22 protein-coding genes and 1 other annotated feature are annotated in these 20687 nt (G+C 57.5%); of the genes, 19 read left to right on the top strand and 3 right to left on the bottom strand.

Annotation, left to right across the window (positions count from 1 at the left end; all coding sequences use genetic code 11):
* Positions 1-3 precede the first annotated feature (3 nt).
* From D3F01_RS00895 to hslO, 5 genes are all read left to right on the top strand, one after another.
* Complete coding sequence (locus D3F01_RS00895) at positions 4-552, top strand: Gx transporter family protein (protein WP_242885561.1); 549 nt, start codon at positions 4-6, stop codon at positions 550-552.
* Positions 553-675: 123 nt separating this feature from the next.
* The gene (gene lon / locus D3F01_RS00890) at positions 676-3126 is read left to right on the top strand and encodes an endopeptidase La (RefSeq protein WP_242885557.1); all 2451 of its coding nucleotides are present in this window, start codon (positions 676-678) and stop codon (positions 3124-3126) included.
* 15 nt (positions 3127-3141) lie between these two features.
* Entirely contained in the window at positions 3142-3753 is a 612-nt protein-coding gene (gene yihA, locus D3F01_RS00885) for a ribosome biogenesis GTP-binding protein YihA/YsxC (RefSeq protein WP_242885555.1), read from the top strand.
* Positions 3754-3756: 3 nt separating this feature from the next.
* The gene (locus D3F01_RS00880) at positions 3757-4518 is read left to right on the top strand and encodes a class I SAM-dependent methyltransferase (protein ID WP_156058052.1); all 762 of its coding nucleotides are present in this window, start codon (positions 3757-3759) and stop codon (positions 4516-4518) included.
* Positions 4511-5422: an Hsp33 family molecular chaperone HslO gene (gene hslO / locus D3F01_RS00875; RefSeq protein WP_242885552.1), complete on the top strand. Its 912-nt coding sequence runs from the start codon at positions 4511-4513 to the stop codon at positions 5420-5422. Before D3F01_RS00880 ends, hslO begins: the two co-directional genes overlap by 8 nt.
* A gap of 45 nt (positions 5423-5467) precedes the next feature.
* Here hslO and D3F01_RS00870 read toward each other — a convergent pair whose 3' ends face one another.
* Both D3F01_RS00870 and D3F01_RS00865 read right to left on the bottom strand, forming a co-directional pair.
* A complete protein-coding gene (locus tag D3F01_RS00870; RefSeq protein WP_242885550.1) occupies positions 5468-6706 on the bottom strand; it encodes a sporulation protein YqfD in 1239 nt (412 codons plus the stop codon).
* Complete coding sequence (locus D3F01_RS00865; RefSeq protein WP_223454142.1) at positions 6618-6905, bottom strand: YabP/YqfC family sporulation protein; 288 nt, start codon at positions 6903-6905, stop codon at positions 6618-6620. The genes D3F01_RS00870 and D3F01_RS00865 overlap by 89 nt, the downstream gene beginning before the upstream one ends.
* 65 nt (positions 6906-6970) lie before the next feature.
* Here D3F01_RS00865 and D3F01_RS00860 point away from each other — a divergent pair, with 65 nt between their 5' ends.
* The 14 genes from D3F01_RS00860 (at position 6971) to tyrS (ending at position 20114) form a co-directional block, all read left to right on the top strand.
* Positions 6971-8074, top strand: a complete 1104-nt coding sequence (locus D3F01_RS00860) for a hypothetical protein (protein WP_242885548.1) — start codon at positions 6971-6973, stop codon at positions 8072-8074.
* A 93-nt stretch (positions 8075-8167) separates the two neighbouring features.
* Positions 8168-8533 (top strand): Asp23/Gls24 family envelope stress response protein, encoded by a 366-nt coding sequence (locus D3F01_RS00855; RefSeq protein WP_223383779.1) that lies wholly within the window; start codon positions 8168-8170, stop codon positions 8531-8533.
* Between the two features lie 19 nt (positions 8534-8552).
* Positions 8553-8996, top strand: coding sequence for a transcription antitermination factor NusB (nusB, locus tag D3F01_RS00850; RefSeq protein WP_005933702.1), 444 nt, complete (start codon positions 8553-8555; stop codon positions 8994-8996).
* The gene (locus D3F01_RS00845) at positions 8993-9934 is read left to right on the top strand and encodes a glycoprotease (protein WP_242885545.1); all 942 of its coding nucleotides are present in this window, start codon (positions 8993-8995) and stop codon (positions 9932-9934) included. Before nusB ends, D3F01_RS00845 begins: the two co-directional genes overlap by 4 nt.
* On the top strand, positions 9922-11145 hold the full coding sequence (gene xseA / locus D3F01_RS00840) for an exodeoxyribonuclease VII large subunit (RefSeq protein WP_242885543.1): 1224 nt from the start codon (positions 9922-9924) through the stop codon (positions 11143-11145). The genes D3F01_RS00845 and xseA overlap by 13 nt, the downstream gene beginning before the upstream one ends.
* Positions 11123-11338: an exodeoxyribonuclease VII small subunit gene (xseB, locus tag D3F01_RS00835; protein ID WP_223383781.1), complete on the top strand. Its 216-nt coding sequence runs from the start codon at positions 11123-11125 to the stop codon at positions 11336-11338. Before xseA ends, xseB begins: the two co-directional genes overlap by 23 nt.
* 12 nt (positions 11339-11350) lie before the next feature.
* Positions 11351-12232 (top strand): polyprenyl synthetase family protein, encoded by an 882-nt coding sequence (locus D3F01_RS00830; RefSeq protein WP_242885542.1) that lies wholly within the window; start codon positions 11351-11353, stop codon positions 12230-12232.
* A 28-nt stretch (positions 12233-12260) separates the two neighbouring features.
* Positions 12261-12731 carry a divergent PAP2 family protein gene (locus tag D3F01_RS00825; RefSeq protein WP_005934165.1) on the top strand — a complete coding sequence of 157 codons (471 nt, stop codon included), beginning with the start codon at positions 12261-12263 and terminating at the stop codon, positions 12729-12731.
* A gap of 36 nt (positions 12732-12767) precedes the next feature.
* Complete coding sequence (gene dxs / locus D3F01_RS00820; protein ID WP_242885541.1) at positions 12768-14645, top strand: 1-deoxy-D-xylulose-5-phosphate synthase; 1878 nt, start codon at positions 12768-12770, stop codon at positions 14643-14645.
* Complete coding sequence (locus tag D3F01_RS00815) at positions 14642-15445, top strand: TlyA family RNA methyltransferase (RefSeq protein WP_097771114.1); 804 nt, start codon at positions 14642-14644, stop codon at positions 15443-15445. The genes dxs and D3F01_RS00815 overlap by 4 nt, the downstream gene beginning before the upstream one ends.
* 34 nt (positions 15446-15479) lie before the next feature.
* Positions 15480-16331, top strand: coding sequence for an NAD(+)/NADH kinase (locus D3F01_RS00810; RefSeq protein ID WP_223383783.1), 852 nt, complete (start codon positions 15480-15482; stop codon positions 16329-16331).
* A 28-nt stretch (positions 16332-16359) separates the two neighbouring features.
* Entirely contained in the window at positions 16360-16848 is a 489-nt protein-coding gene (locus D3F01_RS00805; RefSeq protein ID WP_097771116.1) for an arginine repressor, read from the top strand.
* 18 nt (positions 16849-16866) lie between these two features.
* Positions 16867-18543, top strand: a complete 1677-nt coding sequence (gene recN / locus D3F01_RS00800) for a DNA repair protein RecN (protein WP_242885539.1) — start codon at positions 16867-16869, stop codon at positions 18541-18543.
* A gap of 34 nt (positions 18544-18577) precedes the next feature.
* Positions 18578-18830, top strand: a binding site (T-box leader).
* Positions 18831-18896: 66 nt separating this feature from the next.
* Entirely contained in the window at positions 18897-20114 is a 1218-nt protein-coding gene (gene tyrS, locus D3F01_RS00795) for a tyrosine--tRNA ligase (protein ID WP_242885538.1), read from the top strand.
* Between the two features lie 98 nt (positions 20115-20212).
* Here tyrS and D3F01_RS00790 read toward each other — a convergent pair whose 3' ends face one another.
* Entirely contained in the window at positions 20213-20680 is a 468-nt protein-coding gene (locus D3F01_RS00790) for an ACT domain-containing protein (RefSeq protein WP_097771119.1), read from the bottom strand.
* Between the last annotated feature and the right edge of the window lie 7 nt (positions 20681-20687).

Here is a 20687-nt window from a genome sequence, read left to right as displayed (position 1 = left end):
ACAATGATGCCTCATAACCGCCGCAATTACAACAAAACGCACAGCATCGCCCTTTCAGGTCTGCTGTTTGCTCTGGCGATGGCGCTTTCCTTCATCGAGGGCACATTGGTCATCCCCGGGCTTTTGCCAGGCATGAAGCTGGGTCTGGCGAATATTGTGGTGATGTATGCCCTGTTCTTCATGGGGCCAAAACAGGCCTTTGTGCTGGATGTGCTGAAGGCGTTCTTCGTCTTTCTGGTCTCCGGCTGGACGGCAGGTTTTCTTTCCCTCTGCGGCGGTCTGCTCTCGCTGCTGGTGATGTGGCTGCTCTACTATCACTGCCCGCTGCGGCCCACCTGGTTCATCCTGTCGGTTTGTGGCGCGCTGGCCCACAACATCGGCCAGCTGCTGGGAGCCAGTGTCATCCTTTCCACAGCAGTGTCCCTTTACTATGCACCGATTATGCTGGTGCTGGGCCTTGTGATGGGAATGCTCACCAGTGTCACCCTGCGGGCTATACTGCCTGCGCTGGGACGGCTGGGTTATAATATCCAGGAAAACCGCAAAGGATGAGCTGCCCGGTTGCAACCGGGGCTGGAATCCGATATAATAAATCAAATCTGAATTTTTACCCAACAAAAAAACTGCCCACGGGATAGCGCACTTTGGCGCGGGGCAGCTGGGAGGTATGAGTTTATGTCTGAAAAAGTGACTGTCAAGGTGGAGCGCAATATCCTCCATCTTCCCGCCATTGCCCTGCGTGGGCTGGTGGTGTTCCCCAACAACCTGCTGCATTTTGAGGTGGGTCGTGACAAGAGCATTGCTGCTGTGGAATGGGCCGTGCGGAATAAATCCGAGGTGTTCCTCATTGCGCAGAAGGATATGAAGGCTGAGGACCCCAAGGCAGAGGAGATGTACCAGTACGGCGTTGTGGCCGAGATCAAGCAGGTCATGCGTGTTTCGGATGATCTGGTGCGCATTCTGGTGGAGGGCAAGTTCCGCGCCAAGCGCACTGAGCTGGATACCGAAGGCAGCTTCCTGCTGGCATCGGTGCGGCCGGCTCCGATGCGCCCCATCAAGGCAGAGGAAGAGACCGAGGCGGAGGCCCTGCTCCGCAACGTAAAAACGAGCTTCGACGCGGTGCTTTCCATGAATCCCCGCATCAGCAAGGACGTGGTGTTTGCTGTTACCTCGAATAACGACCCCGCCTTCCTGTGCGAGTACATTCCTGCCAATCTGCTCTTCCGCTTTGAGGATAAGCAGGCTGTGATGGAGGAAAGCACCCTCATCGGCCGTCTGCGCCTGCTGGTGGAACGCCTGCATCGGGAGCGCCGGATGCTGGAGATCGACAAGGAGATCGCCCAGAAAGTGGACGAGGCCATGGATAAGAACCAGCGTGATTACTACCTGCATGAGCAGATGCACATGATCAGCCAGGAGCTGGGCGAGGACGATGATACCACGGCAGAGGCCGAGGAGTACCGCCGCAGGATCCAGGAGCTGCATCTGGACGAGGAGCGGGAGAAGAAACTGCTCAAGGAAGTAGACCGCCTTGCCAAGATGCAGAGCAGCAATCAGGAGGGAACGGTCATCCGCACCTATCTGGATACCTGCCTGGATCTGCCCTGGAACAGCTTTTCCGAGGACGACCTCGATATCGCCAAGGCACAGCGCATCCTTGACCGCGACCACTACGGTCTGAAGAAGGTCAAGGACCGCATTCTTGAGGTGTTGGCTGTCCGCAAGCTGGCTCCGGATGTCAAGGGCCAGATCATCTGCCTGGTCGGCCCTCCGGGTGTCGGCAAGACCAGCATTGCCCGCTCCATTGCCGAGAGCCTGAACCGCAAGTATGTGCGCATCAGTCTGGGTGGTGTGCGGGATGAGGCAGAGATCCGCGGCCACCGCCGCACCTATATCGGGGCCATGCCCGGCAAGATCATCAACGCTATGATCTCCGCCAAGAGCTCCAACCCCCTGATGCTGCTGGACGAGATCGACAAGCTGGCGGGCGATTTCCGGGGTGACCCGGCTGCTGCCCTGCTGGAAGCTCTTGATCCCGAGCAGAACACCACCTTTAATGATCACTTTATCGATATGCCATTTGATCTGAGCCATGTGCTTTTTATCACCACGGCAAATGATCTGAGCGCCATTCCCGGCCCTCTGCGTGACCGCATGGATGTCATTGAGCTGCCCAGTTATACCCGGGTGGAGAAATACAACATTGCCCGCAAGCATCTGGTACCCAAGCAGCTCAAGGCCTGCGGTCTGGCCGGGAAGGTCACCTTCTCCCAGAGCGCGCTCTACGGCATCATTGACGGCTACACCCGTGAGGCCGGTGTCCGCACCCTGGAGCGTACCATCACCAGTGTCCTGCGCAAGTGCGCCCGCAAGATCGCGTCCGGTGAAGCAGAAAACGTTTCTGTGACCGGCAGCAGCCTGGAAGAGCTGCTGGGGCCCCGCTTCGTCAAGCCCGATTTCCTCAACCGGACCAATGCCATTGGTATTGCCAACGGTCTGGCCTGGACCAGCATCGGCGGCGAGACCCTGCCCATTGAGGTGCAGGTCATGGACAATGGCAGCGGCAAGATCACCGTCACCGGTTCGCTGGGCGACGTGATGAAGGAAAGTGCCCAGCTGGCCATCACCTATGTCCGTGTCCACGCCGAGGAATATGGCATCGACCCTGAGCGGCTGAAGAAATGCGATCTGCACATCCATGCCCCCGAGGGTGCCGTGCCCAAGGACGGCCCCAGCGCCGGTGTTACTCTGACCACGGCTCTGGTGTCCTGTCTGTCCGGCATCCCGGTGCGCGGTGATGTTGCCATGACCGGCGAGATCACCCTGCATGGCAATGTGCTGCCCATCGGCGGCCTGCGCGAAAAGAGCATGGCTGCCTACCGTGAGGGAATGAAAACCGTGCTCATCCCCAAGGATAACGTTCCGGATCTGTACGAGGTGGACGACGAGGTGAAGAAGAATCTGACCTTCCTGCCCATGTCTGACCTCGCGCAGGTGCTCAATGCCGCTCTGCTCAAGCCCAAGAGCGTTTCTGCCCGTCATCCGCACCCCGCCAAAAAGGCAAAGCCGGTGGAAGCGGCCATCCCGCCCGCACCGGAAAAACCGAAGCCGGGGGCTGTCTGCTAATCAAAGGAGCAAACGATGAATTACAACAAAGCGGATTTTATTGCAAGCTACGGCATTTCCAGCCAGCTGCCCGAAAGTGACCGCCCGGAACTCAGCTTTTCGGGCCGTTCCAATGTAGGCAAGTCCAGCCTCATCAACAAGCTGTGCAACCGCAAGAACCTTGCCCGTGTGTCCAGTACGCCGGGAAAAACGGCCACCATCAACTTCTATGAGGTAGACAACTGTTATTTTGTGGATCTGCCCGGCTATGGTTATGCCAAGGTCAGCAATGCGGACCGCGAGCGCTGGGATGACCTCATCAACAGCTATTTTGAGGCCCCCCGGCATCATACTCTGCTGGTACAGCTTATCGACAGCCGCCATGCCCCCAGCGCAGATGACCTGCAGATGCTGAAGTATCTGCACTACCATCAGATCCCCTTTGTTGTGGCATTGACCAAAGTCGATAAGCTCAAAAAGAGCCAGCTGGCCAAGACACAGGAGGATTTTGAAAAGGTCTGCCTGCCCTATGGCTGCCAGAAGGTGGTACTGACCAGCGGCGAGAACGGCTACGGCATCCCGGAGCTGCAGGCGGTGTTGAACGAGGCTGTGGCGGCTGAGTTCACCGATGACGAGGAAGCGGAGTAAACCATGGCCTACAATGAATTTGCCTATTTCTATGATGAATTCAACGGCGAAGCCGACTATGATGCCCTCTATGAGCAGATCCGGCAGGAACTGAATGCCCACGATATCCGGGATGGCATTCTGGCCGATCTGGGCTGTGGAACAGGGGAGCTGACCTTGATGCTGACCCAGGCGGGCTATGATATGATCGGCATCGATCAGTCCGAGGAGATGCTCTGTGTCGTGCGGGATAAGGCGGAACAGCTGGGCCTTTCCGGTAAGCTGCTGCTTTTGCAGCAGGATCTGCTCAAGCTTGACCTCTACGGCACCATCCGGGGTGCGGTGTCTACCTTCGATACCTTCAACCACATCCCGGACCTGGATACCGCCATTGCCAACGCGGCTTTTTTCATGGAAGAGGGCGGCGTGTTCCTCTTTGATATGAACACCCCTTACAAGCACCAGAAGGTACTGGGGGAGAATGTATTTACCTTTGAGGAAGAGGATGCTGCCTGCGTCTGGCGCAACCACTATCACCCTGCGGACCGCCGGGTGGAGATCACGGTGGACATCGACTACCACGAGACCGGCGAACACTTCCATGAACAGTTCTATGAATATACCTACGACCTGGATACCATCCGAGCCGCATTGGAAAAGCACGGCTTTGTGCTGGAAAAGGTCTGCGACGGTGAGAGCTTCGGCCCCCTGACCGAAGAGAGCGAACGCTATTTCTTCTGTGCCGTCAAGCAGTATACCCAATTGGAGGAAAAAGAAAATGTCTAATCTGATCCGCGGTATTTCTGAAAACGGCGGTGTTGTGTTCTGCGGTGTGGACTCCACTGAGATCGTCCGCACGGCCGAGCAGCTGCACCACACCAGTGCGACCTGCAGCGCAGCCCTGGGCCGCCTGCTCACCGGTGCGTCCCTGATGGGCTCCATGCTCAAGGACGATGGCGATTCCATTACGCTGCGTGTGGCGGGCGGCGGCCCCACCGGCACGGTTGTTGCCTGTACCGATGGTACCGGCAATGTCAAGGGCTGCATCGACCACCCGCTGGTAGAGCTGCCTCTGAAAGCAAACGGCCATCTGGATGTGGGCGGTGCTGTGGGCAAAAACGGCGTGCTGACTGTCATCCGTGACAACCGCCTGCAGAAAGAACCCACTGTGGGCCAGGTGCCGCTGGTCTCCGGCGAGATCGCCGAGGACCTGACCAGCTACTATGCTTACAGCGAGCAGGTGCCCACCGTCTGCGCTCTGGGGGTGCTGGTGGATACTGACCTGACCATTGCCTGCGCGGGCGGCTTCCTGCTGCAGCTGCTGCCCGGTGCCACCGATGCCGAGATCACCCAGCTGGAGCAGAACATTGCCGCAATGCCTTCCGTCACTGAACTGCTTCGGGAAGGCAAGATCCCCGAGGATATGATGAACCTTGCACTGGCAGGCTTCAACCCCAATGTTCTGGATGAGCGCGAGGTGCAGTACAAGTGTGACTGCAGTGCCGAGCGCACCGAAGAGATGCTGCTGAGCCTGGGCCGCAAGGAGCTGGAAAAGCTCCGGGATGAGGACCCTGACTGCGAGGTCGTCTGTCATTTCTGCCACACCAAATATCATTTTGACCTGAATCAGCTGGTGGAGAAGGCTGCTTATAAAAAAGAAGCGGCCGAAGAACCCAATGAAAACGCATAAGATGTAACCTAAAAACGGCCCGGAGCGAAAAACTCCGGGCCGTTTTCAGGTGCAGATGTCAGCAATGATGGTGTAGACTACCCGGTAATGCAGCATATCGTTCTCGGTTGTGACATCTACTTTCTGCGCCACAAATTCTGCATCCGGGTAATCATTTTGCAAGGCCTGTAAGCCATGCAGACGGGTCAGTGCTCTGGCTTCATCCTCTGAGGAATGAATTTCATTTTCTGCCTGTTCGTAATAGGTAGTTTCCTCGACGGAAAGCGGGAACATCAGCCCCAGAAGCTCCGGCTGAAGATGCCGTGTGACCGCCGTGGAATCGTCCGCAGGGGAGAAAAGGGAAGGCAATGGGAACACCCGCCCGGCAAGGAAAAGCCTTCGCTGAACGACAGTGTTCCCAGTCAGCTGGTATGTGGCAGCCGTCAGCGGAAGCTCTTCCGCAAACTCCCACTCAAACTGAGCCCGGACGCTTCCAGCGGCAGGTTGAAAGATAAGCGTACCGTCCCGTTCAGCCCGGGCAGTGCCGATGAGTCCCTGGCCTTTTTCCACTGCCTGCCCGGGAACCACCAGCATCGTCCCGCTGAAAAGGTTTGTGCTGACCACCGTGCCCGCAGTCTTTGCCCGCAGGCCATGGAGCGTTCCGGCGGCGATCTCCGGCACCGGTTTGGCTTCTGCCGCTTCCAGTTCCAGCCGCCCGTCCTGAAAATTCAGGCTCACCCACGAGAATTCACCGCTTTGCAGCAGAGCGTATTCCACGGCGGCAAGTTTTTCCTGCGTGACGATACTGCCCGGCATCAGGGAAACGGTTTCCCGCAGCACGGAAGCGGCCCGCGCCTGCTGGCCGGTCGTCAGGCCGGAAGCATCAACAGACCAGACAAGGCCCTGTGACCAAAGCAAAAGCGGCACAAACAGCAAAAGCCCGGCCCACAGCCCCCGCCGCCGGAGGTAGGGCCGCAGGAGAAAAAACAGCCCTGTCTTTTTGCGGATGTGCAGATGCACCCGCCGCTTGCGGGCAAGTTTTGCCAGCCGGAGGTAACGCCATGCCGCACATCGGGCTGTAAAGCCGCCGGGAGCAGGGAAGATGTCGGTGAGGTGCAGGCCTGTCCGTGCAGCTTCGGAGAGCAGGCCATCGGTATCACCGTTCCGGGCAGAAAATGCTGCCCCGGCCCAAAGCTGTAAGATGCTGCATCCCTCCCTAACTGCTGGAAAAATCTGTGCGTAAAAACCGCCCCCGCAGGGTAATTCGGTGCGCGGCCAGCGTTTCGATTCTAAGCCCGTCCCCATACACGGTGAACAGTCCGCCCGCAAATTCCAGGCAGAGCCTGCCCTCCTCATAGGTGCGCACCCTGCGGAAGTGCTCGATCTCCATCACACCGCCGCTCAGATAGACAGAGGGCTGGCCGTAAAAGCCCCGGGGAGGCTGGCGCAGCATCCGGCCAAACCAGCCGCGCAGGGAGAGCCGCCCGGTTTTCTGCTGTTTCACACCCGCTCCCTCCCCGCCGGGCAAAACTGCGCCCCGTATCACATATATATGGAACCGGAGGGCGTGTGTATGAATCGGCTTTTCAGATGGGTTTGTTTTTGCTGGCACTGGCGGCAGGGATTCTGCCGTTTGCTGTGCCGGAGGTTTGTGCCGCTGCTCTGCGGGAAGGGCTGACCCTCTGCAGCGGGCCGCTGCTGCTCTCTCTGTTCCCGTTTCTCGTGGTATCGCGCTTACTCATCCAATGTCCGGAAAGCGACCTGCTGGCCCTGCCGTTCCGTCTGGCGGCGTGGGGCATCGGCATCCGCACACCCTGTGCGGCACGGGTGCTCTGCATCGGGTTCCTGGGTGGCTTTGCACCAGCGGCCAGTGCGGCGGCGCAGGCAGTCAGGACCGGTCAGCTTACGGCGGAGGAAGCGGATGCCCTGCTGCCGGCCTGTATCTGTTCCGGGCCATCCTTTGTGGTTCTGACGGTAGGGCAGAGCCTGCTGGGCAGTGCAGAGCTTGGCGTGCTGCTGTTTGCGTCACAGATCACCGCAAACTATCTGACTGCCGCCCTGCTGAACCGGTTTGCAGGAGTGCGTTCGGTCAAACCGGGATCTGCAGCGCCAGCATCCCCTGCACCGCCGCGGCTGGATGAGATCCTGGCCGATGCCGCCATAACGTACTGCAAGCTCTGCGGGTTCATCCTCTTTTTTCGGTTGCTGGCCGCCGGGGCAGGGGCGCTTTTGCCTGCCGGTGCGGGCACACTCTGTTCCATTCTGCTGGAAGTCTGCTCTGGCTGTGACCTGGCCTCCCGTACCGGAAGGTGGGGGAGTCTGCTCTGCTGTGCAGCACTGAGCGTGCAGGGTCTTTCCGTGCTGCTGCAGGTGCGCACCATCTGCCCGCCGGAAATGACCCTGCGCCCGCTCTACCGGTCCAGGTTGCTCCATCTGCCGCTTTCACTGGCCCTGTTCTATCTGCTGCTGCCGGGCGGGGAGGCGGATGTGTTCAGTACTCTGCCTGCCCGGGTCCTTTTGATGCGGCGGGTGCCGCCGGATTGTGCCCTGCTCGTTTTTGCAGTGTGCTGTATGGCAGCCTGCACTTTGCGCAGTGGAATCCGTCAAGTTGAACAGAAACAGATGGCAAGAAATGCAGGTGGGTGTTGTATAAATTCCAAAACTTTGCTATAATAAGACGTAAGCATTCAATGACAGGGAAGCTTCCCTGAACAGATGGAAATAAAATAAATGAGCACACGCTTATTTTAGATGGAGGACCATAGAATGGATTTACAGAATATGGATCTTAAGGGCGGGAGCCTGCAAATTTCCACCGAGGTCATCGGCAAGATCGCACGCTGTGCTGCACTGGAAGTGGACGGTGTGTCCGAGGTCTCCTGCGGCAAGCAGAACAAAAAGGTCAAGGAGCTGCTGGCTGCTGCCAGCATCCAGCCCCCTGTTACCGTGGAGATGCGGGACGGCACCGCTGAACTGACCCTGAATCTGGTGGTCAAGTTTGGTGCAAAGATCCCTGCTGTGGCCGAAAAGGTACAGGAAAATGTCAAGTCTGCTGTTCAGAACATGACCAATGTCACGGTAAGCCGTGTGAACCTTGTCATTGCCGGCCTTGCGGCTGAGGAACAGGAATAAAAAGTAGAAGAGGAAGATTATGGAAAATATTTTGCCCCGTCGTGAAGCCCGTGAGAATGCGTTCCTGCTGGCTTTTTCCCAGACCTTTGGTGATGTGCCCCTGCAGGAAGCACTGGATACGAACAACGAGTGTGGGGAAGAGCGTCCTGTGGATGTGTTCGGCCAGCGCCTGCTGAGTGCCTATTACAGCCACTCTGCAGAGGTGGACGACCTCATCCGTGACCATCTGCGCAACTGGACCATGGAGCGCCTGCCCCGTGTCAGCCTGACTGTCCTGCGTCTGGCTCTGGCTGAGATGCTGTATGGCGACGAGCGTAAGCCCGGTGTTGTCATCAATGAGGCTGTGGAGCTGACCAAGAAATACGGCGCAGATGAGGACTATCAGTTCGTGAATGGTCTGCTGGGTGCTGTTGCCCGTGAGCAGGGTCTGGATACGGAGCCGGTGGAGTCGGAAGAACAGTGAGCCACTATACGCTGGGCATCGACACAAGCAACTATGCAACCTCTCTGGCGGTTTTTCACACAGCCGGAGAGGTTGTTTGCGCAAAGAAACGTTTTCTGCCGGTCAAGGAGGGCCAGCTGGGCCTGCGGCAGAGTGATGCGCTCTTCCACCATACTACGGCTCTGCCCGAGATGCTGGAGGAGCTTGGCCGGGAGTTTGATCTGACCCAAATCTCGGCAGTGGGCGTTTCCCAGAAGCCGCGCCCCGTGGAGGGAAGCTACATGCCCTGCTTCCTGGCGGGTGTCAGCGCGGCCACAGCCTTTGCGCAGGCCCGGGGCATCCCGCTGCTCCATACCACCCATCAGCAGGGACACGCGGCGGCAGCGCTGTTTGCAGCAAAAGGGGAAGAGCTCTTCCGCCAGAAAGTGCTGCTCTTCCACATCTCAGGCGGTACAACGGATCTTCTGCTCTGCAATGAGGTAAAGGAGATCACCACACTGGGCACCAGCACCGACCTATACGCCGGGCAGGCAGTGGATCGTGTGGGGGTCAAGCTGGGGTTTGGCTTCCCGGCAGGTGTGGAAGTTTCCCGTCTGGCTGCCTTGTGTGAGGAACCCATTAAGCCCAGATCCAGCGTGAAGGGGATGCAGTGCAGTCTTTCGGGGCTGGAAAATCAGTGCAATGCCCTGCTGAATGAGGGCAAAACCCCGGAGTATGTCTGCAAATACTGCCTGCTCTGTGTGGCAGACACCGTGGTCAAGATGACAAAAGCCGCCCAGAAGGAATACCCCGGCCTGCCGGTGGTCTGTGCGGGCGGTGTGATGAGCAGTGATATCATCCGCGCTTGGGTGCAGCAGCGCCTGCCGCAGGTGTATTTCGTACCCGGGCAGTATTCCAGCGACAACGCCATCGGTGTGTCCATTCTTGCCGCACAGGGGGCTGGATTATGGCTGAAGTGATCTCAGTCTCGGCCCTGAACCGGTACGTCAAGAATCTGCTGGACGTGAATGATGTTCTGTTCGATCTGGCCCTGCGGGGCGAAATTGCCAACTTTGTGCAGAACGCCCGGAGCGGGCACTGCTACTTTTCCCTGCGGGACGAAGCCGCCAGCGTCAGGGCTGTGATGTTCCGCTCCGATGCGCGGCGGCTGGGTTTCCAGCCCGAAGAGGGTATGAAGGTGGTGGTGCGCTGCCGTGTGACCCTCTACGAGCGGGACGGCGCGTTTCAGGTCTATGTCAACGACATGTTTCCGGACGGCATTGGTTCGACACAGCAGGCCTTTGAACAGCTGAAGGCAAAACTGGACAAAGAGGGGCTTTTTGCACCGGAGCATAAAAAGCCGCTGCCCCGGTTCCCGCAGTGTATCGGCCTTGTTACCAGCAAGACTGGTGCTGCACTGCAGGATATTCGCAATGTCATCGGTCGGCGCTGGCCCGCAGTGCGTCTGCTGCTGGCTCCTGTGAATGTGCAGGGCTTTGAAGCGGCAGAGGAGATCGCTGATGCCATTACCCGGCTGGACAAAAGCGGGCGGGTGGACGAGATCATTGTAGCGCGCGGCGGCGGAAGCCGGGAGGACCTGTGGGTGTTCAACGCCGAGGTCATTGCCCGGGCGGCCTACCGCTGCAAAACGCCCCTCATCAGCGCCATTGGTCACGAGATCGATTTTACGATCTTGGATTTTGTGGCAGATCAGCGCGCGCCCACGCCCTCAGCGGCGGCAGAGCTTGCTGTGCCCGACTGTGCCGAACAAGGACGGAAATTATTCACTTTGGAAGAAAATATTCACAATTGTATCCAATTTAAGCTGAGTTTATGTTATAATAGGCTGGAACAGACCGAACAGCTGCTTTCCCGTGCTGGTGTACAGGCAGCGCTGGAGGAGCATGCTGCCCGCCTGGATACTCTGGCCGGGCGGCTGCAAACTGCCGCCAGAGGCAAGCTGCAGGCCGGAGAGCTGTGTCTGAAGCATACGGCAGCACTTGCCGCATCCCTGAACCCCTACGGTGTGCTGGCCCGCGGCTATGCCATGGTGCAGGACAATAGGGGAAGGATCTGCACGCCGGATGCACTCCGGCCCGGGCAGACCTGTAAACTCCGGGGCACGGAACACCGCGTGACCTGCACGGTCAACACAGTGGAGGAACTGGATGAGAGCACCCAAAAGCTTTGAGGATGGAATGACCCGGCTGGAAGCCATCCTTGAACAGATGCAACAGCCGGAAACAACGCTGGCGGAATCGGTCAAACTCTATGCCGAAGCCGCATCCCTGATGGATTATTGTAACGGTACGCTGGAAAAGGCCACGCTGCAGTTGGATGAGATCGACGCGCAGCGGGCCCCCCGGCCGGATGCCGCACATTAAGGAGGAAGTTTCATGGATTATGCGAAGCAGTATCAAGAGTATCTTGCCCGGGCAAATCAGACACTGGAAAAGGCCTGTGATACTTTTTTGCCCGAGGAATCTGAGGTCTGCCGGGCTGCCCGTTACAGCCTGCTGGGCGGCGGCAAACGCATCCGCGCAGTGCTGGTTCTGGCCGTGTGCGATATGCTCAACGGAAGCGCTGAAGCAGCCGAGCAGTTTGCGGCGGCGGTCGAGATGCTGCACTGCTATTCTCTGATCCATGATGACCTGCCCTGCATGGACAACGATGACCTGCGCCGGGGCAAGCCCAGCTGCCACAAGGCCTTTGGTGAATCCACTGCTATGCTGGCCGGCGATGTACTGTTGACTGAGGCGTTCAACGTGGTTGCAAATGCACCGGCTTCGCCCATTGTCAGTGTGCGGGCCGCAAGGGCCTTGGGCGCTGGTGCGGGCAGCCATGGCATGGTTTACGGGCAGGAGCTTGACCTGAAATATGAGGCACTGGCTGCCACCGAGGAGCAGCTGCGGCTGATCCACCAGAACAAGACCGGTGCGCTCATCAATGCTGCTGTTCAGATGGGTGCTGCCGCTGCTCAGGCCAATGGGACCCAGTGCAAGGAGCTGGAGGACTATGCCTTCGGCATTGGTCTGGTGTTCCAGATCGTGGACGATGTGCTGGATGTGACCAGCACCGCCGAACAGCTGGGCAAACCCATTGGCAGCGACAGTGAGAACGGCAAGACCACCTTTGTGACCTTGTATGGGGCCGAGGGTGCCATGGAGCTGGCAAAAAAACTGAACAACGAGACCTGCGCCTCCCTGCACGCGGAATTTGGCGAAAAGGCCGCTTTCCTGGAGCAGCTGGCAAAAGAGCTGCTGGTGCGCCGCAGCTGATCCGAAAAAATAAGAAGGTGGAACTACCATGCAATTTATCCATAGCGTCCTGACGTTCAATGAGATCCTTACAGTATCCCTGTTGTCCTGGTTTGTGGCGCAGGTGCTCAAGACCATCATCAACTTTGTCCTGCTGGGCAGGTTCCAGCTGGAGCGGATGTGGGGCGATGGCGGTATGCCCAGTGCCCACAGCGCCACGGTAACGGCCATGGTCATTGCTACGGCACGCAGCGAGGGCATCCATTCGGCTATCTTTGCGGTGGCCGCAGTTGTTGCCATCATCACCATGCACGATGCTATGGGTGTACGCCGCGAGACCGGCGAGCAGGCCAAGGTGCTGAACAAGATGCTGGAGCAGTGGATCGAAGTGACCGAGAAAAACAATCCCTTCCTGCAGAATATGCACCTGAAAGAGATGGTCGGTCACACTCCGCTGCAGGTTATGGCCGGTTTTGCACTGGGTATACTGGTCGGCTTCCTTTATCCTATGGGCCTCTGAGCGCCCCATTTCAAAACGTGAGAAGGACGTGAATCTATGAATTCGCCTTTGCTGGAGAAAATTTCTCAGCCCAGCGATCTGAAAAAGCTGTCCAGTCAGCAGACCGTGCAGCTTTGCGCAGAAATCCGTGAATTTCTTCTGGATAACGTATCAAAGACCGGCGGCCATCTGGCATCCAATCTGGGTGCTGTGGAGCTGACGGTGGCTCTGCACCGGGTGCTGACCACCCCCACGGATGAGATCGTGTTTGATGTAGGCCATCAGTGCTATACCCACAAGCTGCTGACCGGCCGCCGCGAGGGCTTTGCCAAGTTGCGGCAGCTGGATGGCATTTCCGGTTTCCCGAACCCCAACGAAAGTGAGCATGATGCTTTTATTGCCGGTCACGGCAACACCGCGCTCTCGCTGGCTGTGGGCATTGCCTGGGCCAAAAAGCTGCGGGGTGAGCCGGGACAGGTGGTTGCTCTCATTGGTGACGGTGCCTTTACCGGCGGTATGGTCTACGAGGGTATGAACAATATCGGCGGGCTGGACAATCTGCTGGTCATCCTGAACGACAACAAGATGTCCATTTCCAAGAATGTGGGCGCGTTGTCCCGCTACCTGAGCCATCTGCGCACCACCAGCCGCTATTACGATGCCAAGGAAAATGTGCGTTCCTTTCTGGATGGTGTGCCTGTCATCGGACCGCCGCTGAAATCTGCGATCCAGAACAGCAAGGCCATGGTGCGCAGGGCAATGTATCATTCGACCATGTTTGAGGATATGGGCTTCCACTATTATGGTCCTTTTGATGGTAACAATGAACCGGAGCTTGAAGGGATCCTGCGCGATATCCACAGGCAGCCCGGCCCCCATTTCCTGCATGTCGTGACCAAAAAGGGCAAGGGCTATGCCCCGGCTGAAAGCAACCCCGGTAACTTCCATGGTGTTTCGACCTTTGATCTGGTCAACAGCATCCCGGACCCTGAGGTGGCTCCCAAGGAGTCTTTCTCGACGGTGTTCGGCAATGTCCTGAACAAGGAGGGCGCGGAAAACCAGAAGATCTGTGCCATCACGGCCGCCATGAAGTATGGTACGGGCCTGCAGTTCTTTGCACACACCCACCCCAAGCGTTTCTTTGATGTGGGCATGGCAGAGCAGCATGCTGTGACCTTTGCAGCGGGCCTCGCCAGCCAGGGAATGCTTCCGGTGGTCTGTATCTACTCCACCTTCCTGCAGCGTTCCTATGACCAGATCATCCATGATGTGAACCTGCTGAAGGAGAATGTTGTCCTTGCCATCGACCGTGCCGGTTTTGTTCCGGCAGACGGCGAGACCCATCAGGGAATCTTTGACCCGGCCTTCCTCAGTCAGGTGGGGATCCCGGTCTATTCGCCCTCCAACTATGCTGAGCTGCGGCACTGGCTGCCCATCTTGCTCAGTGATGAGATGCAGGGCCCACGGGCAATCCGGTATCCCCGCGGTGGTGAGAGCGCAGCACTGGCGCAGTTTGGCTGTTCCGGCAGAGAATATGACCGGCTCTATACCGCCCCTGATGCCAAGGCTGTGATGGTCAGTTACGCCGATGAAGTCGAGGATGTGCTGACTGCGGCGAAGCTTCTGGGCAAAGAAGACGTTCCCTGTGATGTCTATAAGATTGTAAAGATATATCCCTTTACACCGGAGCTTATTTCTGAAATTTCAAGATATGACGTTGTTTTGTTCGCAGAGGAATGCGTAGCCTGCGGCGGCATCGGTGAGCATCTGGAAATGGCTCTGCGGAAAGCAGGCTGGCAGGGTGCTTATATCCATCGTGGTGTGGAGGATGTGCGTCTGCCCCATGCGACGGTTCCGCAGATCAAGCAAAGCACCGGCCTGGATGCAGAACATCTGGCACAGGCCATCCGTACATGGAAAGGAGCAGAATCTTGAAGATTCGTTTGGATCAATATCTGGTTCAGCATGGTCTGATCCAGAGCCGTGAGCGCGCCAAGGCGATGATCATGTCCGGCGTGGTCTTTGTCAACGAACAGAAGGTAGACAAAGCCGGTGAGATGATCAAAGAGGATGCCAAGGTGGAGGTGCGCGGCCATGATATCGGTTATGTCAGCCGCGGCGGCCTGAAACTGGAAAAGGCGATGCAGTGTTTTCCGCTGACCCCCAAGGGGAAAGTCTGCATGGACATTGGCGCATCCACCGGCGGCTTTACCGACTGTATGCTGCAAAATGGTGCAGTCAAGGTCTACGCAGTGGATGTGGGCTACGGTCAGCTGGCATGGAGTCTGCGCACCGATGAGCGGGTGGTCAATATGGAGCGCACAAACATCCGCAACGTGACCCTTGACCAGCTGGCAGAGCCGATCGAGTTTTTCAGCGTAGATGTCTCCTTTATCTCGCTGCATCATATCTTCCCGGTGGCGCAGGCCATCACGACCCCGGACGCTATGGGTGTTTGCCTGGTCAAGCCCCAGTTTGAGGCTGGCCGCGAAAAGGTGGGCAAAAACGGCGTTGTCCGTGACCCTGCCACCCACCGCGAGGTGCTGCACAATGCCATGGGCTATGCTGCTGCCAACGGCTTCAAGGTCTGCGGACTGGATTTCAGCCCCGTCAAGGGCCCTGAGGGAAACATTGAATATCTGATGTTCGTTCAGAAGAGCGATGAACCCGGTGCACTGGATGATTCGGTTGCTGAACAGGTGGTGGCATCCAGCCATTCTACGCTGGACCGCTGAACCATAATCCATAACATCAGGGAGGACGCAGACGATGACAGTCTACATTTCCCCAAACCCCGGCAAGGCTATGGCCTACGGCATTTCCCAGCGTGCTGCGCAGATCCTGCTGACCCATGGGGCACAGGTGCTGATGCAGGACGGCCTGCAGGCTGAGTGCATGACCATGGGCGTGGAGTATCTGACCCAGAAGGAATGCCTGGAGCGGACGGATGTCATCCTGACCATCGGAGGAGATGGCACCATCCTGCATGAAGCCAACCTCTCACTGGAATACCGAAAGCCCATTCTCGGCATCAATCTGGGCCGGTGTGGCTTTCTGGCCACCTGTGAGGTCGATGAAATGGAAGCCAAGCTCTCCGCCGTAGCCCGGGGTGAATATTTTCTGGATAACCGGATGCTGCTCTATGTTCGTGTGCTGGGAGATGACAGCTGGGAGGGCCATGCCCTGAATGATGTGGTTATGACCAAGGGCCGCCTGCAGCAGGCAGTGGATTTCAGCATCTATTGTGACGATATCCTGGTGGAGCATTACCGGGGCGATGGTGTCATTGTGGCAACGCCCACCGGCTCCACCGCTTATTCTCTGGCGGCAGGCGGGCCGATCCTTGATTCTCAGACCAAGGGCATCGTTGTCACACCCATCTGCCCCCACAGCCTTGCCAGCCCGGCCATGGTTTTTGCGCAGGAGCGCAAGATCAACCTCTGTGTGGGCCAGGTGGCAGATGAAGAAGTTTTTATCAGCTGTGATGGGGATGCGGGCTATTCCGTAAAAGCCGGAGCCACCGCGGAGGTGCGGCTGTCTGACCAGGTCGTGCAGCTCATCACCTTCAGCAAGGCTGACCAGTTCCAGGCCATTGACCAGAAACTGCGCGGCAGACGATGACACAAACACGACGAAGGGAGAAGATCACATGGGACGCACCAGCCGAGGGGATAACAAGAGCAAGCAGAAGCGGCAGCAGGCCATCCTGCGCCTGATCCAGGAGAATCCCATCAGCCGGCAGGAGACTCTGTTGGAGTACCTGAGCAAGGAGGGCTTTGATGCCACACAGGCGACCATTTCCCGCGATATCCGGGAGATGAACCTTGTCAAAGCTGCCACCACCACCGGCTACCGCTATGTTTCCGGCCACAGCGAGGTACTGAACCCCAAGATGCAGGCCCGGTTTGAGACCATCTTCCATGAATCTGTCCTGGGGGTGGACTTTGCGGGACATGTAGTGCTGGTAAAGTGCTACTCTGGCATGGCCAATGCGGCCTGCGAGGTATTTGACGCACTCAAGTGGAAAAATGTGGTCGGCACCCTTTCCGGTGATGATACCTTTCTGATCGTGGCCCGCTCAGAGCGGGATGCAAAGACCATTTGCACCGAGCTTGGGCATTACATCGGGCAGAAATAAAGGCGGGAGAGAACGAACATGTTGAGCAGTCTGCAAATTGAAAATGTTGCAGTCATCCAGAAGGCCAACGTGCATTTTGAGAAGGGCCTGAATGTCCTTACCGGCGAGACCGGTGCGGGCAAATCTATCCTGATCGACTCCATCAATGCCATTCTGGGCAACCGCACCTCCAAGGATCTGGTGCGCACGGGGGCTGCAAAAGCAGTCATCCGGGCGGCATTTGATGATGTTCCGCCTGCAGTGCTGGACAGCCTGGAAAAGGCGGGGTATGAGCGCTCAGAAGCGCTGACCCTGAGCCGTGAGATCACTGCCGAGGGCAAGAGCACCTGCCGCATCAATGGAATGCCTGCCACAGCAGCCATTCTGCGGGAACTGTGCGGTGGGCTCATCAACATCAACGGCCAGCACGATTCCGTAGGCCTGTTGAACCCGGCCCGCCATGAGGGTATCCTGGATGCCTACGCCCAGAACGGGGCGGTGTATCAGGAGTATTATGCTGTTTACCGGGAGCTTATCAAGGTCAAAAAGGAGCTGGATGCCATCATCACCGATGAGGGTGAAAAACAGCGAAAGATCGATCTGCTGAGTTATCAGGTACAGGAGATCGAGGATGCCAGCCTGACCGCAGGCGAAGAGGAGACGCTGGCGGCCCGCCGTAAGGTGCTGGCGAATGCCTCCACCATCCGGGAGCGCATCTCCCAGAGCTATGCGCTGCTTTCGGGCGGAGATGATGCCCCGGGTGCCGTTGATCTGCTGGGGGAAGCTTCCAATGCGATCGATGGTGCCGCCCAACTGGACAGCGGCCTTTCTGCTGCTGCAGGACAGCTGCTGGATCTTTATTACACCGCAAAAGACCTTTCTGCTGACCTGATCGGGCGGCTGGAGGGCTACGAGACGAATGATGCAGAGCTGGATGAAATCGAACAGCGGATGGATCTGATCTACAAGCTCAAGCGGAAATACGGTGATACTGTGGAAGATATCATCGCCTTTGGACAGCAGGCAAGGGAAGAGCTGGACCGCATCCAATTCTCACAGGAGCGGACAGAGCACCTGCAGGCTGAAAAGCATCGGCTCTATGTACTGGCCCGGGATAAGGCCGAGGTGCTGACCCAGACCCGCCTGAAAGCCTTTGAGGAATTGAACAGGCGCATCTCCGGCACACTGGATTTTTTGAACATGCCAGGTGTCCGCATGACCCTGCGCCATACCCGCGGCCCGCTGGCCAGCCATGGCCAGGACAGCGTGGAGTTTTATATTTCCACAAATCCCGGTGAGGATCCCAAGCCGCTGGCAAAAATCGCTTCCGGCGGTGAACTGAGCCGTATCACGCTGGCAATCAAAAATGCCATGGCCGATAAGGACGCAGTGCCTACGGTCATCTACGATGAGATCGACAGCGGCGTGTCCGGCAAGGCAGCCAGCCGCATCGGTGAGGTGCTCAAACAGAGTGCAAAGGATCACCAGATCCTCTGCATCACCCACACAGCGCAGATCGCTGCACTGGCCGACTGCCATCTGCTTATCCAGAAAAATATCACGAATGAACGCACCTATACCGAGATCCACCCGCTGGATATCGAAGGCAGAGTGGACGCGCTGGCGCATATTATTTCCGGTGACCATGTCACGGAGCTTTCCCGTGCCAATGCCAGAGAGATGCTGGGACTGGCCGAGCATGAAACCAGTGATTGACAACCCTGCTGATTTGTGCTAAACTGATTTCTGTTGAAAGACGTTGAAGGGAACAAGTACCTTGTCAGTGTTTGCCCAGAGAGACCCCGGTTGGTGCAAGGGGTGTGCAGAACAGCAGGGGAAATACCTCCCGGAGTTGCAGGCTGAATGCTTTGGCTAGTAGGCTGTGCCGCGTGCGAGCGTTACAAACGCAGGAGTGTATCCCATCTCTGTGGGGCGCACTCGTGAGGCCGTTTCTGTGAGGGGGCGGCAAACAGAGGTGGTACCGCGATTTTCTCGCCCTCTGCCAAATTCATTTTTGGCAGAGGGCGTTCTCTTTTGTCCTCTGCCCGACAAAACAGGAGGATCATCCCATGACTCTTTACGAAGAACTGCAGGCACGCGGTCTGGTGGCCCAGATCACCGACAATGAGATCATTGACCTCATCAACAACGGCAAGGCCACCTTCTATATTGGCTTTGACTGCACCGCGGACAGCCTGACTGCAGGCCATTTTATGGCCCTGACCCTGATGAAGCGCTTGCAGATGGCCGGCAACAAGCCCATCGCCCTGATCGGCGGCGGCACCACCATGATCGGCGACCCCTCTGGCCGTACCGACATGCGCAAGATGCTGACCAAGGAGGACATTGCTCACAATGCAGCCTGCTTCAAGAAGCAGATGGAGAAGTTCATCGATTTTTCTGAGGGCAAGGCTCTGATGCTGAACAATGCCGACTGGCTGCTGAACCTGAATTATGTTGAGCTGCTGCGTGATGTGGGTGCCTGCTTCTCCGTCAACAACATGCTCCGCGCCAAGTGCTATGAGCAGCGCATGGAGAAGGGCCTGTCCTTCCTCGAGTTCAACTACATGATCATGCAGAGCTACGACTTCTACTACATGTTCCAGCACTACGGCTGCAACATGCAGTTTGGCGGCGATGACCAGTGGAGCAACATGCTGGGCGGCACTGAGCTGATCCGCCGCAAGCTGGGCAAGGATGCCTATGCGATGACCATCACTCTGCTGACCGATTCTCAGGGCAAGAAGATGGGCAAGACTGCAGGCAATGCGGTCTGGCTCGACCCCAACAAGACCAGTCCCTTTGAGTTCTACCAGTACTGGCGCAATGTCGGCGATGCTGATGTGATGAAGTGCATCCGGATGCTGACCTTCCTCCCGCTGGAGCAGATCGATGAGATGAGCACCTGGAAGGACCAGCGCCTGAACGAGGCCAAGGAGATCCTGGCTTACGAGCTGACCAAGATGGTCCACGGCGAGGAAGAGGCTGAGAAAGCCCAGAACGCTGCCCGCGCTCTGTTCAGCGGTGCTGCCGACACTGAGCACATGCCCTCCACTCAGTTGACCGAAGCGGATCTGACCGATGGCTCCATCGGCATCCTGACCCTCATGGTCAAGGCCGGTCTGGCCGCTTCCAACGGCGAGGCCCGCCGCCTGGTCGTGCAGGGCGGTGTCCTGGTGGATGGTGAAAAGGTAGCTGCTCCCACTGTCAGCTTTACCGCTGATCAGCTGAAGAACAGTATCGTCATCAAGAAGGGCAAGAAGGTCTACCACAAAGTGACCCTGTAACCTTTTAGAAACAGCGTATGATAAAAGCCCGGCAACATCCGATTTTGGGATGCCGCCGGGCTTTTTGCGTTTATGTGATATTCACAGAGAATGGCAGCTTACAGCTCAAAGGCTTTCTTCAGCACATCGTAAGCGGAGTCCTCGTTCTCACTGCGCACCAGCAGAGAAATATCCAGATCGCTGGTGGTGATGAGCAGAACCTCGATGTCAGCCATGGCCAATGCGTTCAGGGCCCGGGCAGCTACACCGCAGCTGGTGACCATGTCCTCACCGAAGAGGTTCAGCTTGGAGTAACCAACGCTGATCAGCGGGGAGGCCTTGGCATCCTTGTCGAGATTGGCTGCAGAGATGGCCTTCATCACCAGTGTCAGATCACTGGCAGATGCGGTAAAGCTGAAATCAATGTTGGTACCGTGAGGGGCGCTCTGACTGATCATATCCACCACAACGCCGGTATCGGCAAAGATCTGCAGGTAGCGGGCCAGGCTGTTGCCCTTGAACTCCACATCCTGTACACTGATCATCATCAGGCTGGGCTCAATGTTGATTTTGGAAACACCATACATAATGAAC

The sequence above is a fragment of the Faecalibacterium sp. BCRC 81149 genome (assembly GCF_022750605.1).
GTDB lineage: Bacteria > Bacillota > Clostridia > Oscillospirales > Ruminococcaceae > Faecalibacterium > Faecalibacterium duncaniae.
Note: the sequence above shows the minus strand (reverse complement) of the source record. Positions and strands in the feature narration are given on the sequence as shown.